This is a genomic window from Nocardioides sp. NPDC058538 (assembly GCF_042719275.1).
In the GTDB taxonomy this organism is placed as follows: Bacteria; Actinomycetota; Actinomycetes; order Propionibacteriales; family Nocardioidaceae; genus Nocardioides.
In genome coordinates this window covers 161,981-175,125 of the sequence record NZ_JBHXNY010000004.1, presented here as the reverse complement: position 1 = coordinate 175,125, position 13,145 = coordinate 161,981, and the positions used below count along the sequence as shown (strand labels likewise).

The following is a 13,145-nucleotide window of genomic DNA, read 5'->3' as shown; positions in this document are numbered from 1 at the left end:
GTCAGGAGGCGGCGCAGGCGGCGCAGAGACCGAAGATCTCCACGGTGTGGTTGACGTCGGTGAAGCCGTTCTGCGCCGCCACCTTGTCGGCCCACGTCTCCACGGCCGGGCCATCGATCTCCACGGCCTTGCCGCAGCTGCGGCACACCAGGTGGTGGTGATGGGTCGTGGAGGCGTCGCCGCACAGCCGGTAGGTGGACTCACCGTCGGGCTTGTGGATCACGTCGGCGAGTCCGTCGTCGACGAAGATCTGCAGGTGGCGGTAGACCGTGGAGAGGCCGATCTTCTCGCCGTTGGCTCGCAGCGTGGCGTAGACGTCCTGAGCGCTGCGGAAGGTGTCCTCGGCGGCGAGAGCCTCCTTCACCGCGGCGCCCTGGTTGGTTGCGCGCCGCTTGACCTGCTGGGTTGGTGCCATGGGCGCCATGTTAGTCGGTATCGGTATGGATCCCGTGTCGAGCAGGGCGGTCGATGACACGGCGTGAGACACCTATGCCATAATGGGAACGATTCCCAATAAGACGAAAGGCTGCCATGTCACGCACGTGTCAGGTCACCGGAGCCCGCCCCGGCTTCGGAAACAACCGCCCCTGGTCCAAGAAGGCGACCCGGCGACGCTGGGAGGTGAACCTGCAGAAGAAGACCTACTACGTCCCCAGCCTGGGCCGGAAGGTCACGCTGCGGCTCAGCACCAACGCGATCAAGCAGATCGACGTACGCGGCATCGACGCCGTCGTCGCCGAGATGCGCGCCCGAGGGGAGAAGATCTGATGGCCAAGAAGTCCAAGATCGCGGCCGAGGCCAAGCGCCGCGAGATCGTGGAGCGGTACGCAGCACGCCGGGCCGAGATCAAGGAGCGCATCCGCACCGCCGAGCCGGGCTCGGCCGAGCAGGCCGAGGCCGTCCGCGCCCTGTCCCGCCTGCCGCGCGACTCCTCGCCCGTACGCCTGCGCAATCGCGACCAGGTCGACGGCCGGCCGCGGGGCTATCTGCGCAAGGCGGGCGTCTCCCGGATCCGGTTCCGCGAGCTCGCGCACAAGGGCCATCTGCCCGGGGTCACGAAGTCCAGCTGGTGAGTTCCTAACGAGAATCGTTTCGAGTCGGCGAGGCGCGACCCGGCCGTCGTCGGGCTGTGCTAGACACACGCTCCATGAGTACGAAGACCCCGGTGCGGGCGGCCGAGAAGTCTGGGTTCCGGCTGGGGCAGACAGAGGTCGTGGCGATCGTCCTGCTCGTCATCCTGCTCTCCCAGCGCTGGCTGCTGCCGCTGTTGGACCACGACCTGTTCAACACCTGGGGCACCATCTTCGTCGCCATCGTGGTGCAGTCGGCCCCGTTCCTGCTCGGTGGGGTACTGCTCAGCGCCGTCATCTCGACCTTCCTCTCGGAGAAGGCGCTGAGCAAGATCGTGCCGAAGAGCCCGGCGCTCGGTGTCCCGGTCGCCGGCCTGGCCGGGATCGGGCTGCCGGGCTGCGAGTGTGCCGCGGTGCCGGTGACGAACTCGTTGATCCGCCGCGGGGTGGCACCCGCGGTCGCGTTGACGTTCATGCTGGCCGCGCCCGCGGTCAACCCGGCGGTGCTCGTCTCGACCGCGGTCGCCTTCCCCGGCCAGCCGGTGATGGTGCTGGCCAGGTTCCTGGCCTCGATGATCACTGCCGTCGCGGTCGGCTGGATCATGCTCGCCCGCGGCAAGCTGCTGCTCGAGCGGCTGACCAACCTGGGCCGCGACGAGCACGCTCACGAGCGGTCGTTCCTCGGCAACGTCAGCCACGACTTCCTGCACGCCTCCGGCTTCCTGGTGCTCGGCGCAATGCTGGCCGCGGCGGTCAACACGTTCGTACCTCGCTCGGTGGTCAACACCGTCGCCGGTCAGGCGGTGCTCGGGATCCTCACGCTGGCGCTGTTCGCGTTCATCGTGGCGCTCTGCTCGGAGTCCGACGCCTTCGTCGCTGCCTCGTTCACCGCCTTCTCCGACACCGCGAAGCTGGTCTTCCTCGTCGTCGGCCCGGCGATGGACATCAAGCTCGCCTCGATGGAGGCCGGCCAGTTCGGCATGGGCTTCGCGCTTCGCTTCGTACCCTTGGTGATCATCACGGCGGTCGCCTCCGCCGTCGGCATCGGATGGTGGCTCCTGTGAGCGAGCGCCAGCGGGCGATCCATTCAATCAACACGCGGCCGCGTCCGTATGATCGCGCCTGCGCAACGGAGGTGGCCGCGTGACACGTACAACCCAGGCTTTGGTCGTCGGCTTTCTCGGGGCGGTCCTGCTGCGGCTCTCGCTCGGCGACGGCTATCTGAGGTACGTCACGGGCTGGATGAAGTGGCCGCTGGTCGCCACCGGTGTGGTGCTGCTCGGGCTGACCGTGTGGATGCTGCTTCGTCCCGCGTCGGGCGAGCACGACGGCGACGACCATGACCACGATGCCCATGACCACAAGGTCCCGGCGATGACCTGGCTGGCGATCATTCCCGGGGTGATCGTCTTCGTGGCCAGCCCGCCGTCCCTGGGCGCCTACCTCGCCGAGCGACGTGCCGACGACCCGGTCGCGGCGGCCCCCGATGCCGAGATCCTGCCGCTGCCCGCCTCCGACGGGCCGGTCGACGTCGAGGTCGCCGAGTTCATGTGGCGTGCCGGTGTCGAGGACGGCGCGACGATCAAGGACCGCGACGTACGCCTCACCGGCTTCGTCAGCACCGACGAGAACGGCAACTGGTACGTCACCCGCATCGCCATCGCCTGCTGCGCCGCCGACGCGAGCGCCTCGCGGGTGCGGGTCGAGGACTACGACGACGCCCCGGAGCGCGACTCGTGGGTCGCGGTCACCGGTCGCTGGGTCGAGGGCACCGCGCCGGGCGGCAAGTCGGAGACGGCCATCGAGGCCGCCTCCGTCGAGCCGCGCGAGGCGCCCGCCAACACCTACCAGTGAGCATCGATGGGTGACCCGAGGCGCTCCGGCAACCCCGCTCGCCGGGCGGAGGCGCAGCGTGAGCCGACCTGGCGCGACCGCTTCCCGCCACGGACGATCGTCGTCGGCGTGATCATCGCGGTCGCGATCGGCGTCGTGGTGCTCACCCGCGACCTCGGCGGTGGAGACGCACCGGCAGCCTCTGCCCCCTCAGGTGCGACCTCGTCGGCCGCTCCGGTCGCCGCCGGGCCGGTCGCGTCCCTCGAGGAGTTCTGCGGCGCCGTACAGACCATGGCGAACGCCCACGCGACCCAGATGTCCACCCCGAACGACGAGAACGAGACCGCGCTCGGTCTGGCGGCGACAAGTCTGCAGTCGATGGGTGTCCCCGAAGGTACGCCGGCGGCCGCTGTCGAGGGCGTGCGGATGATGATCGAGGACGCCCTGCGCACCGGCCGCGGTGAAGACCCGCTGGAGCGCAGCGAGGCCCAGAACCTCGCCTACGAGCGCCTCGGTGAGTTCCTCACCGAGACCTGCGGCGCCGCCTGACGCCTGGCGATCACCGGCGACGGAGCAGGACCACGGAGTCCTCGAGGGTGGATTCCTCGCCGGACGGGGTGGTCACGGGACGGTGCCGGTGTTCGAGGACGACCGTCTCCCAGCGCTCTTCGGGCAGGCCGAGCTCGGCCAGCTCCTCCTTGGCGTCGAGGAAGCGGTGCTCGTGCGCGGCGGCGTCTGCCCAGGGCGGTGCGGCCGCGTGGGAGGTGACCAGAAGGTGTCCGCCCAGGCTCACCAGATCGGCCGCGCGGCGCAGGATGTCGGTGCGCGGCAGCTCGACGGGGGAGTGGAAGAAGCTGGCGGTGACCAGGTCGTAGCTCCCGTCGAGGTCGGCCGGCGAGGAGAGGTCGGAGACGACGAACCTCGCCTGGTCCTCGCTCAGCCCCGCGGCCCGCGCCGCCTCGCGTCCGCGCATGGCGGCGTTCTCGGAGATGTCGATGCCGGTCGCTCGCCAGCCCCGCTGCGCCAGCCAGATCACGTCGGCGCCCTCCCCGGAGCCCAGATCGAGGGCCGTCCCGGGCTCCAGGCCGGCGGAGATGTCGCCGAGCACGGTGTTGACCTTGCCGGACCAGATCCGGTCGCTGCCGGCGTACCTCTCCTGCCAGAAGTCCACCGCGGCGGGCCCGGCCGAGGCCCGGTCGAAGTCGTCGGTGACCAGGGCCATGTTCACGACGCTGCCGGCCATGGTGCCGGCGCTCATGCTGATCGGGACGTTGGCCATCGGGTTGGAGACGTTGCCGACCGCCCAGATCCGGTCGCTGCTGGTCTTGCCGGTCGCGTCGACGGCGAGGAAGCTGCCGACCGCCGAGTTTTCGCGCGCGAGGCCGAGGTGGGTCAGGAAGTCGTCGTGCGGGCGCAGGGTGCCGGCGGTGAAGATGGCGCCGACCTCGGTGGTCAGCCCGTCCTCGGTGCGAACCGCGGTGACCTGGTCGCCCTCGCCGAGGACCTCGGTGACAGGAGAGGTCACGAGGGTGATCCCGCGCGACAGCAGCCGCTGCTCGTCGGCCTCCTCGAGCGGACCGAGACCCGCGGTGAAGACGACGACGTCGTCGCTCCACTGCCGGATCAGCTGCGCCTGGTGCATCCCGAGCGGTGAGGTGGTCAGGACGCCGATCCGCCGGTCGCGCACCTCCCAGCCGTGGCAGTAGGGGCAGTGCAGGACGGTGGCGCCCCAGCGCTCGGCGAGCCCGGGGATGTCGGGAAGCTCGTCGGTGACGCCGGTGGCGACGATCGCGACCCGGCCGGTGAGCCGCTCGCCGTCCTCGAGGAGGACGCTCACGCCCTCGTCGGTCTCGTCGAGGCGGGCGACCCGCCCAGGGCGGATCCCGACGTCGTATGCAGCCAGCTCCTCTCGTCCCTTGCGCAGCAGCTCTGCGGGGTCGATGCCCTCGTGGCCGAGGACGCCGTGCATGTGCGCCGCGAAGCGGTTGCGGGGGAGGCCGGAGTCGATCACGAGGGTCCGGCGGCGGGAGCGGCCGAGCATGAGAGCCGCGGAGAGGCCGGCGGCACCGCCGCCGATGACGATTGCGTCGAAGTGTTCGGTGTGTTTGGTGTGTTCGGTCATGCCACCAGTTCAGTGGCACAATGAAGGAACGGCAAGGGTTCTTGCAGAAATGGCAAATGGGAGATGGAGCACATGATCGACGAGCTCAAGCAGGTCGGGCCGCGGATCCGGGCGATCCGGCACAGCAAGGGATGGACCCTGGATCAGCTGGCCGCGATGGCGGAGATGTCGCCGAGCACGCTGTCGCGGCTCGAGTCGGGCAAGCGGCAGGCGAGCCTGGAGCTGCTGATCCCGCTGACCCGCCACCTCGGCGTGGGTCTCGACAGCCTGGTGACGCCATCGGTCCCGGACCCGCGGGTGCGCCGGCCGGTGATCCGCCGTGACGGCATGGAGATCGCACCACTGACTCCGGAGGGGTCGCCGGTCAACACCTTCAAGATCACCTACGAGCCGGTGACCGAAGTGCCGGAGCCGCGGGTGCACGACGGCTACGAGTGGCTCTACGTCATCTCCGGCAAGCTGCGGCTGCTGCTGGGCGACCGCGACCTGGTGCTGACCCGCGGCGAGGCCGCCGAGTTCGACACCCGGGTGCCGCACGCGATCTTCGCGACCGGGTCGCGCCCGGCGCAGGTGCTGAGCATCTTCAACAGCGACGGCGTACGCATGCACACCCACACCGCCGAGGGGTGAGTCTCGCCTCGATATGAGCGGGGCGTGATCCTGTGTGTAGAATGAGAACCGTTATCATTAACTACAGCGGGAGGTCCCCATGAAACAAGGCATCCACCCCGTCTCCGGGCCGGTCGTCTTCCGCGACCGCTCGGCGGACAAGCTCTTCCTGATGCAGTCGACGATCCTCGAGCGTCTGGCCGAGGACCACGAGCGGGTCACCTGGGAGAACGGCGAGACCTACCCGGTCGTCGACGTCGACGTCTCCAGCGCCAGCCACCCCTTCTGGACCGGACGCGGCCGCGTCGTCGACACCGAGGGACGGGTCGAGCGGTTCAAGCGCAGGTACGGGCGCGGCTGATGAGCGAGCGTCAGCGAGTGACCGTCGAGATTCTCAGCGCGCCGCGTTCGTATCCTGGTGCTCGCGCTACGGAGGTGGCGCGATGAGCGAGCGTCAGCGAGTGACCGTCGAGATTCTCAGCGCGCCGCGTTCGTATCCTGGCGCTTGCGCTACGGAGGTGGCGCGATGAGCGCGCCTCGTCCGCGGACGCCCCGCAACCTCTCGCGCCCCAAGACGCCGGTGATCCTGGTGAGCGGGGTCGAGGAGGGCGCGATGCTCTCGGCGACCATCTCGCTCCATCTCGGCCTTCCGGACGCGGTCATGGTGCGCCACATCATCGACCCCGAGCGCCAGCTCCTCACCCGCGTCGTCAGTGACCTGACCGGCGTGATCGAGCACGAGGAGATCAACCTCGCCCACGCCTGCGTGGCCTGCGCGATCCGCGAGGACATCGTGCCGACGCTCGAGCGCCTGGCGGCCCAGGGCCGTTGGGGGAGCATCGTGGCCTGCCTACCGGTCGCTGCCGAGGCGATCCAGGTCTGTCGGGTGCTCGCGTGGGCTCCGCGGATGGCTCCGCACATCTCGATCGCTGCCGTCGTCGCGGCGCTCGAGGGTGCGACCGTCGCCGAGGACCTGCTCGGTCCCGATCTCCTCGACGAGCGCGGGTTGGCCACATCCGAGGACGACCGTCGCGGTGTCGCCGAGGTCGCCAGTGCGATCGTCGAGTACGCCGACGTCGTCAGCATCACCGAGGCTCCCGATCCCGAGGAGGACTCGCTGGTCGCGACGCTCGCCCGGCCGGGTACGCCGGTGGTGACCGACTCCTCGCTCCTGGACGCCGCCGGCCTGGTCGCCGGCGTGCACCGTCACCACGCGGTCGAGGCGTGGGTCGCGGAGGTGCGCCGCAATGCGCTGCCGCCGTTGCCCGAGGGTGGCGCCTGGCGGCTCGACCTGCGTTCGGAGCGCCCGATCCACCCGGTCCGATTCCAGGAGGAGCTGGAGCGTCTCGGCGGTGGCCCGCGCCGCTCGCGCGGCTGCTTCTGGGTGCCGACGCGCCCCGACGACATCTGCGTCTGGGACGGGGCTGGTGGTCAGGCGAGCGTGGGGTCGACGCAGAAGTGGGGTCGCACCGAGCGGCTCACCCGGATCGTCGTGATCGGCATCGACGACGAGGCCGAGGAGATCCCGCAGGCCTTCGAGCGCGCCCTGCTCACCGACCAGGAGATCGCCCAGCGCGGCCAGATCTGGGAGGAGTCCTGGGACGGGCTCGAGGACTGGCTCGGCCCCATCGGCCGCGCAGCCTGAATCGCATCCACCACCCCGAAGGAGGCCGCCATGGCCGTACCCAAGCGCAAGATGTCGCGCAGCAACACCCGCCACCGCCGGTCGAGCTGGAAGGCGACTCCGGTCGCGCTCGTGCCGGTGACCGTCGATGGCCAGAGCTATGACGTGCCTCGTCGCCTGGTCCGCGCGGTCCAGCGCGGCTACGTCGACCCCGCCAGGCTCCGCTGAGAGCCTCTGCTGAGAGGAAGCCGATCCCGATGCCCAAACGACCGCTGTCTCCCGTCCGCAAGCGGCGCAAGCCGCAGCTGGCGCCAGACGTGACCTACGTCGACTACAAGGACGTGCAGCTGCTGCGTACGTTCATCTCCGACCGCGGCAAGATCCGCTCGCGCCGCGTCACCGGACTCACCCCGCAGCAGCAGCGCGCCGTGACCAAGGCGATCAAGAACGCCCGCGAGGTCGCGCTGCTGCCCTATACGAGCACGAAGGGATAGATCCCGATGAAGGTCGTCAACTCCATCCGGTCGCTGAAGAACCAGCCCGGCTCCCAGGTCGTACGCCGCCGCGGCCGGGTCTTCGTCATCAACAAGCGCAACCCGCGCCTCAAGGCACGCCAGGGCTGAGTCCGGTCCGCCCCGAATGAAGGCCCCGCAGCTCTGCGAGCTGCGGGGCCGACGTCTGTCGGCTGAGCCACCACCAACCAAGTTGCCAATGGTAATCATTCTCATTAGGGTTCGGGGTCCCCTGACTGGAAGGCAGCAACATGCACATCCGCCCCCACCTGCGAGGCGTCGCGGTCCTCGCGGCCGTCGTCCTCGCGGCGACCGCGTGCGGCTCACGAGCCGCGAGCCCGACCGACACGCTGCGCATCGCCGGACCGTTCGAGCTGCACAGCCTCGAGTCGTCCGCGGACGGCTACTTCTTCACCCGGCTCCAGGTCACCGAGACCCTGGTGACCGCCGATGTCGACGGCGCTCTCGCCCCCGGCCTGGCCACGTCGTGGGCGGCCGAGGACGACAACAGGACCTGGACCTTCGAGCTGGCCGAGGACGCCGAGTTCCACGACGGCGAGCCGATGACCGCCGAGAACGTCGTCGCCGTTCTCGAGAAGGTCGAAGCGGAGGCTGCCAGCCCGCTGGCCGATGTCGGGGTCGAGGCGATCCGCGCGGAGGGCGGCTCGGTGGTGATCGAGCTCGCCGACTCGTACGTCTCCCTGCCGGCGGTGCTCAGCCACTACAGCACCGCGATCCTGGCCCCGTCGGCCTACGACGAGGAGGGGAAGGTCGAGGACGTCATCGGCACCGGGCCCTACCGGATCGAGACGATCCAGATGCCCTCCCGCATCGAGACCGTGCGTGTCGCTGACTGGCGTGGCGAGGAGCCCGACGTCGAGAAGGTCTCCTTCCAGGCCGTCGGCCGCGCCGAGAGCCGCGCGGTGATGGCCACCAGCGACCAGGCCGACGTGGTCTTCGGGCTCGAGCCGGCCGGTCGCGAGCGGGTCGAGAAGACCGACGGCGTGGACATGGCCTCGACCCTGCAGCCCCGCACCATTCACATGAAGATGAACGCCGGCGACCCGGCGCTGAAGGACGTACGCGTCCGGCAGGCGATCAGCCTGGCGCTGGACCGGGACGCGATCGCCGAGGCGGTGCTGAGAGAGAAGGAGCTCGCCGCGACCCAGCTGATGCCGCCGACTCTGAAGGACTGGGACGCCGACCTCGAGCCGCTGACCTACGACACCGAGGGTGCCAAGGCGCTGCTGGCCGATGCGGGCTGGAAGGCCGGTGCCGACGGCACTCTCAAGAAGAACGGCGATCCGCTGCGGCTCGAGCTGCTGACCTACCCCGACCGGCCCGAGCTGCCGGCGCTGGCCACCGCCATCCAGGCCGAGCTCGCCAAGGTCGGCGTGCAGGTGGACGTCGAGGTCTCCAATTCCAGCGAGATCCCGGCCAAGCACGCCGACGGCACTCTTCAGATGGCGCTCGTCGCCCAGTTCTTCGCGTTGGTCACCGACCCGCTGCCGACCGTCGCCGACACCTTCGGCGAGGGTGGGTCCGACTGGGGCGCCATGGGCTGGAGCGACCCCGCCGTCGCGGAGGCCGTGGCTGCGCTGACGACGGGAGCCGAGGGTGCCGAGGGCGCCGCGCACCGCGAGACGATCGTGCGGGCGGCTCAGGAGCAGCTGCCGCTGGTCCCGGTCGCGTGGTACCGGATGAACGCCGCGGTCAACGACCGGGTCGACGGGTTCGTCCTGGACTCCCTCGAGACCACCTGGCGGATCACCGACGTCGAGCTGGCGTCGTGAGGACGCGGGTCGTCGGGGCCGTCCTCGTCCGGCGGGCGGCGCAGGCTCTCACGGTGGCGGTCGGCGTATCGGCACTCTGCTTCGTGATCACCCAGCGATTGCCGGGGGACATCGCCTACCGGATCGCGGCGGGGCGCTACGGCTACGACATGGTCGACGCGGCCGCGGCAGCCCAGGTGCGCGACGAGCTGGGGCTCGACCAGCCGCTGTGGCAGCAGCTCGGCGCGTGGGTGGTCGACCTCCTCCAGCTGGACCTGGGCCGGTCGCTGGTCACCTCCCAGCCGGTGCTCGAGGAGGTCGGCTTCTATCTGGTCGGCACCCTCCAGCTGGCCGCGCTCGCCATCATCTTCGCGGTCGTCCTGGGTGCCGGGATCGGGGTCGTCGCCGCGCGCCGGCCGGGCGGGATCGCCGACCGGTTCGCTTCGCTGTGGGTCGCCGGCGTACGGGCCGTGCCACCGTTCCTGCTCGGGCTGCTGCTGATGATCGTGCTCTCGGCGCAGCTGGGGCTCTTCCCGGCGGTCGGGCACGGCGGCGGGAGCATCGTGCTGCCCGCGCTGACCCTGGGGCTCGGGCTCTCCGGGCTCATCGCGCGGGTGACCAGGGACGCCGTCGTGGAGGTCCGCGGCTCGGCGTACGTGGAGTTCGCCCAGACCAAGGGGCTGGCCGAGAGGTGGGTGCTGGTCAGACACGTGGTGCGGAACGCCGCGGTCGTGCTGGTGCCGTACCTCGGGGTGCAGTTCGTCGTGCTGATCGAAGGAGTCGTCGTCGTGGAGAGCCTCTTCGCCTGGGACGGGCTGGGCCACTCGTTGGTCCACGCCGTCTTCTGGCGTGACATCCCGGTGCTGCAGGCGTCCGCGCTGGTGCTGGCGCTGCTGATCGTGCTGGTCAACACACTCGTCGACCTGGCCGTCGCCTGGCTCGACCCGCGGCCGCGGGGACGGGCGGTGAAGGCATGAGCATGCTGATGCTGGAACAGACGATCGGGGCCAGGCCCCAGCGTTCGTGGGCCCGGGTCGCCGCTGTCGGTGGGCTGGTCCTGATCGCCGCGTTCGCGCTGGTCGGGCCGCTGGTGCTGCCCGACCCGGCTAGCCAGGACCTGGCGCGCTACCTGCAGCCGCCGTCGCTGTCGGACCCGCTCGGGACCGACGACTACGGGCGTAGCGTCGCCTCCCGGGTAGCGCACGCCACCCGGGTCTCGCTGCTGCTCGCGCTGGTGTGCGTGGCGACCGCGCTGGTCCTCGGCTGCGTCGCCGGGGTCGCCTCGGCCTGGTTCGGTGGCTGGGTCGACGCGCTGCTGCGCTCGGTCTCTGAGGCCTTCGTGGCGGTGCCGGCGCTGCTCGTGGTGCTGCTGGTCTCGGCGCTGGCCGCGCCAGGGAGCATGGTGGCGCTCTACGTCGGGCTCGCGCTCGTGCAGTGGGTGGAGTTCTTCCGGGTGGTGCGGGCACGCAGCGCCCTGGTGCTCGGCTCGCCCGCCGTGGAGGCGGCAGGGCTGCTGCAGCTCGGCTGGACCCACGTCGTCCGCCGCCATCTGTGGCCGGCACTGCGCCCGCTGCTCGTGACGCTGGCCTCGCTCGGCATGGTCACCTCGATCCTGGCGATGTCGACGCTCGGCTTCGTCAAGGTCGGCCTCCAGCCGCCACGCGCGGAGCTGGGCCTGATGATCACCGAGTCGTTTCCGTTCTACGACGCGGCGCCGTGGATGCCGCTGGCCCCGGTCGGGGTCCTGTTCCTGCTCACCGTCTGCCTGCTCGGGCTGCGATCCCCGGAGGAGGGGCGATGAACCTGAAAGCCACCGGAGTGGTCGTACGCACCGGATCCCTCGTCCTCGCCGACGTACCCGAGGTGCGGATCGAGGCCGGGCGTGCGCTCTCGATCGTCGGCGAGAGCGGTTCGGGCAAGTCTGTCCTCGCCCACGCGCTCATGGGTACGCTGCCGCCCGAGCTGGCAGCCATCGGGTCGCTGACGATCGGGGATGAGTCCTTCGATCTCGCCGACCGGGACGGCCGGCGGAAGCTGTGGGGTCGCGAGGTCGCCCTGCTCCCGCAGGAGCCCGCGCTCGCGCTCGACCCGACGATGCGGGTCCGCGCCCAGGTCGCCGAGGGCGCACCGGGCTGGTCGCCACGCAGCGTCTCGGCGGCCCGGGCCGCCGATCACCGGCTGGGCCAGGTCGGGCTGGCTGACGCGGGCGGTGCCTACCCGCACACCCTCTCGGGCGGTATGGCCCAGCGGGTCGCGTACGCCGCGGCGACCATCGGCGGTGCCAGGCTGCTGATCCTCGACGAGCCGTCCAAGGGCCTCGACCGGGCGTCGGTCGACCAGCTCGCCGATCTGCTGCTCAGCCACCTCGACGAGGGTGGCCTGCTGCTCACCATCACCCACGACCTACGCCTGGCCCGCCGGCTCGGCGGAGAGGTGATGGTGATGCGCGAGGCGGCCGTGGTCGAGTCCGGGCCGGCCGAGGAGGTGCTGACCACGCCCACCGGCGACTACACCCGACGACTGCTGGCCGCCGAGCCCTCACGCTGGGACCACCCCTGGATGCGTTCACAGGCGCCTGGCGGGAGCGAGCTCCTGGTCGGCGCCTCGGGTCTCGCGAAGGCGTACGCCCACGGGCCGGTCTTCGAGGGTCTCGACCTCGAGATCAGGGCCGGCGAGCGGGTCGCGATCACCGGGCCCAGCGGCGCGGGCAAGACGACGCTCGGCAATGCGCTGCTCGGGCTGACCCGGCTCGACGCGGGGTCGGTGACGTACGGAGAAGGGGTGGGCCGGGGACGGCTGCAGAAGCTGTACCAGGACCCGGCGCTGTCGTTCCCGCAGCAGGTGAGCCTGGAGAAGGCGCTCGGCGACGTGATGCGGCGCCATGGTGTGGGGGAGGCGGAGGTGCGGGCGTCGCTGGAGCGGCTCGGCCTGCCCTACGAGATCCTGCGCCGCCGGCCGGGGCAGGTCTCTGGTGGTGAGCTGCAGCGGATCGCGGTCGTGCGGGCGATGCTGCCGCGTCCTGCGCTCGTCTTCGCCGACGAGGCCACCTCGCGGCTCGACCTGGTCACCCAGGAGCAGACCGTGGACGCGCTGATGAGCGAGATCGCCGAGAGCGGGGCCGCGCTGCTCCTGGTCACCCACGACACCGACCTGTCGGCTGCGGTCGCCGACCGGGAGATCGCACTCTGAGAACAGTCAGGAAAATCAAGGAAGGGCCGGGTCATGACGACCCGGCCCTTCTTAGGTGTCCAGGGACTCAGCCCTTGGCGACCCGCTCCTTGAAAGCGGAGCCGGCCTTGAACGCCGGGCCCTTCGAGGCCGGGATGTTGATCTCGGCGCCGGTCTGCGGGTTGCGGCCGGTGCGAGCCGAGCGCTCGCGCGACTCGAACGTACCGAAGCCGGGCAGCGTGACCTTGTCGCCGTTGGCAACGGCCGCGCTGATCGCCTCGATGGCGGCACCCAGGGCGGCGGAAGCCTGCGTCTGGGTGATCTCGGCCTGCTTGGCGATTTCGCTCACCAGGTCGGTGCGGTTCATGCGATCTCCTTTAATCGTTGATCCGAGCCGCAAAGGTTGACGAGATGCGGCTCGTCGCCAGCGTAGGC

Annotated in this window: 18 protein-coding genes; 15 read left to right on the top strand and 3 right to left on the bottom strand. The window is 70.5% G+C overall.

Translation table 11 applies throughout. From position 1 onward, the window contains the following. Window position 1: 1 nt before the first annotated feature. Entirely contained in the window at window positions 2-415 is a 414-nt protein-coding gene (locus tag ACFWQC_RS05615; protein ID WP_378674257.1) for a Fur family transcriptional regulator, read from the bottom strand. 116 nt (window positions 416-531) lie between these two features. Between ACFWQC_RS05615 and rpmB the strand changes: the two genes are divergently transcribed. The 5 genes from rpmB to ACFWQC_RS05590 all read left to right on the top strand — a co-directional run bounded on the left by rpmB (window position 532) and on the right by ACFWQC_RS05590 (window position 3,452). Next, window positions 532-768, top strand: a complete 237-nt coding sequence (gene rpmB / locus ACFWQC_RS05610; protein WP_378674254.1) for a 50S ribosomal protein L28 — start codon at window positions 532-534, stop codon at window positions 766-768. After that, window positions 768-1,073, top strand: coding sequence for a 30S ribosomal protein S14 (rpsN, locus tag ACFWQC_RS05605; protein WP_378674251.1), 306 nt, complete (start codon window positions 768-770; stop codon window positions 1,071-1,073). Before rpmB ends, rpsN begins: the two co-directional genes overlap by 1 nt. Before the next feature lie 74 nt (window positions 1,074-1,147). Continuing rightward, window positions 1,148-2,134: a permease gene (locus ACFWQC_RS05600; RefSeq protein WP_378674248.1), complete on the top strand. Its 987-nt coding sequence runs from the start codon at window positions 1,148-1,150 to the stop codon at window positions 2,132-2,134. A gap of 79 nt (window positions 2,135-2,213) precedes the next feature. Then, window positions 2,214-2,924 carry a TIGR03943 family putative permease subunit gene (locus ACFWQC_RS05595; RefSeq protein ID WP_378674245.1) on the top strand — a complete coding sequence of 237 codons (711 nt, stop codon included), beginning with the start codon at window positions 2,214-2,216 and terminating at the stop codon, window positions 2,922-2,924. 6 nt (window positions 2,925-2,930) lie between these two features. Further along, window positions 2,931-3,452, top strand: coding sequence for a hypothetical protein (locus ACFWQC_RS05590; protein WP_378674242.1), 522 nt, complete (start codon window positions 2,931-2,933; stop codon window positions 3,450-3,452). Between the two features lie 10 nt (window positions 3,453-3,462). Here ACFWQC_RS05590 and ACFWQC_RS05585 read toward each other — a convergent pair whose 3' ends face one another. Beyond that, on the bottom strand, window positions 3,463-5,025 hold the full coding sequence (locus ACFWQC_RS05585) for an FAD-dependent oxidoreductase (RefSeq protein WP_378674239.1): 1,563 nt from the start codon (window positions 5,023-5,025) through the stop codon (window positions 3,463-3,465). A gap of 72 nt (window positions 5,026-5,097) precedes the next feature. Here ACFWQC_RS05585 and ACFWQC_RS05580 point away from each other — a divergent pair, with 72 nt between their 5' ends. The 10 genes from ACFWQC_RS05580 to ACFWQC_RS05535 all read left to right on the top strand — a co-directional run bounded on the left by ACFWQC_RS05580 (window position 5,098) and on the right by ACFWQC_RS05535 (window position 12,731). Then, on the top strand, window positions 5,098-5,655 hold the full coding sequence (locus ACFWQC_RS05580; protein ID WP_355224860.1) for an XRE family transcriptional regulator: 558 nt from the start codon (window positions 5,098-5,100) through the stop codon (window positions 5,653-5,655). Window positions 5,656-5,734: 79 nt separating this feature from the next. Further along, on the top strand, window positions 5,735-5,995 hold the full coding sequence (locus tag ACFWQC_RS05575; RefSeq protein WP_378674236.1) for a type B 50S ribosomal protein L31: 261 nt from the start codon (window positions 5,735-5,737) through the stop codon (window positions 5,993-5,995). 165 nt (window positions 5,996-6,160) lie between these two features. Then, window positions 6,161-7,279 carry a CobW family GTP-binding protein gene (locus ACFWQC_RS05570; protein ID WP_378674233.1) on the top strand — a complete coding sequence of 373 codons (1,119 nt, stop codon included), beginning with the start codon at window positions 6,161-6,163 and terminating at the stop codon, window positions 7,277-7,279. A 30-nt stretch (window positions 7,280-7,309) separates the two neighbouring features. Continuing rightward, window positions 7,310-7,486, top strand: a complete 177-nt coding sequence (rpmF, locus tag ACFWQC_RS05565; RefSeq protein WP_378674230.1) for a 50S ribosomal protein L32 — start codon at window positions 7,310-7,312, stop codon at window positions 7,484-7,486. Window positions 7,487-7,515: 29 nt separating this feature from the next. Next, a complete protein-coding gene (gene rpsR / locus ACFWQC_RS05560; protein WP_378674227.1) occupies window positions 7,516-7,752 on the top strand; it encodes a 30S ribosomal protein S18 in 237 nt (78 codons plus the stop codon). A gap of 6 nt (window positions 7,753-7,758) precedes the next feature. Beyond that, on the top strand, window positions 7,759-7,881 hold the full coding sequence (ykgO, locus tag ACFWQC_RS05555) for a type B 50S ribosomal protein L36 (RefSeq protein WP_141780388.1): 123 nt from the start codon (window positions 7,759-7,761) through the stop codon (window positions 7,879-7,881). 140 nt (window positions 7,882-8,021) lie between these two features. Next, window positions 8,022-9,563: an ABC transporter substrate-binding protein gene (locus tag ACFWQC_RS05550; RefSeq protein ID WP_378674222.1), complete on the top strand. Its 1,542-nt coding sequence runs from the start codon at window positions 8,022-8,024 to the stop codon at window positions 9,561-9,563. Continuing rightward, window positions 9,560-10,519, top strand: coding sequence for an ABC transporter permease (locus tag ACFWQC_RS05545; protein WP_378674219.1), 960 nt, complete (start codon window positions 9,560-9,562; stop codon window positions 10,517-10,519). The genes ACFWQC_RS05550 and ACFWQC_RS05545 overlap by 4 nt, the downstream gene beginning before the upstream one ends. After that, window positions 10,516-11,343: an ABC transporter permease gene (locus ACFWQC_RS05540; protein WP_378674216.1), complete on the top strand. Its 828-nt coding sequence runs from the start codon at window positions 10,516-10,518 to the stop codon at window positions 11,341-11,343. The genes ACFWQC_RS05545 and ACFWQC_RS05540 overlap by 4 nt, the downstream gene beginning before the upstream one ends. Further along, a complete protein-coding gene (locus ACFWQC_RS05535) occupies window positions 11,340-12,731 on the top strand; it encodes an ABC transporter ATP-binding protein (RefSeq protein WP_378674213.1) in 1,392 nt (463 codons plus the stop codon). Before ACFWQC_RS05540 ends, ACFWQC_RS05535 begins: the two co-directional genes overlap by 4 nt. A gap of 67 nt (window positions 12,732-12,798) precedes the next feature. Here ACFWQC_RS05535 and ACFWQC_RS05530 read toward each other — a convergent pair whose 3' ends face one another. Beyond that, a complete protein-coding gene (locus ACFWQC_RS05530; RefSeq protein WP_355019552.1) occupies window positions 12,799-13,092 on the bottom strand; it encodes an HU family DNA-binding protein in 294 nt (97 codons plus the stop codon). Between the last annotated feature and the right edge of the window lie 53 nt (window positions 13,093-13,145).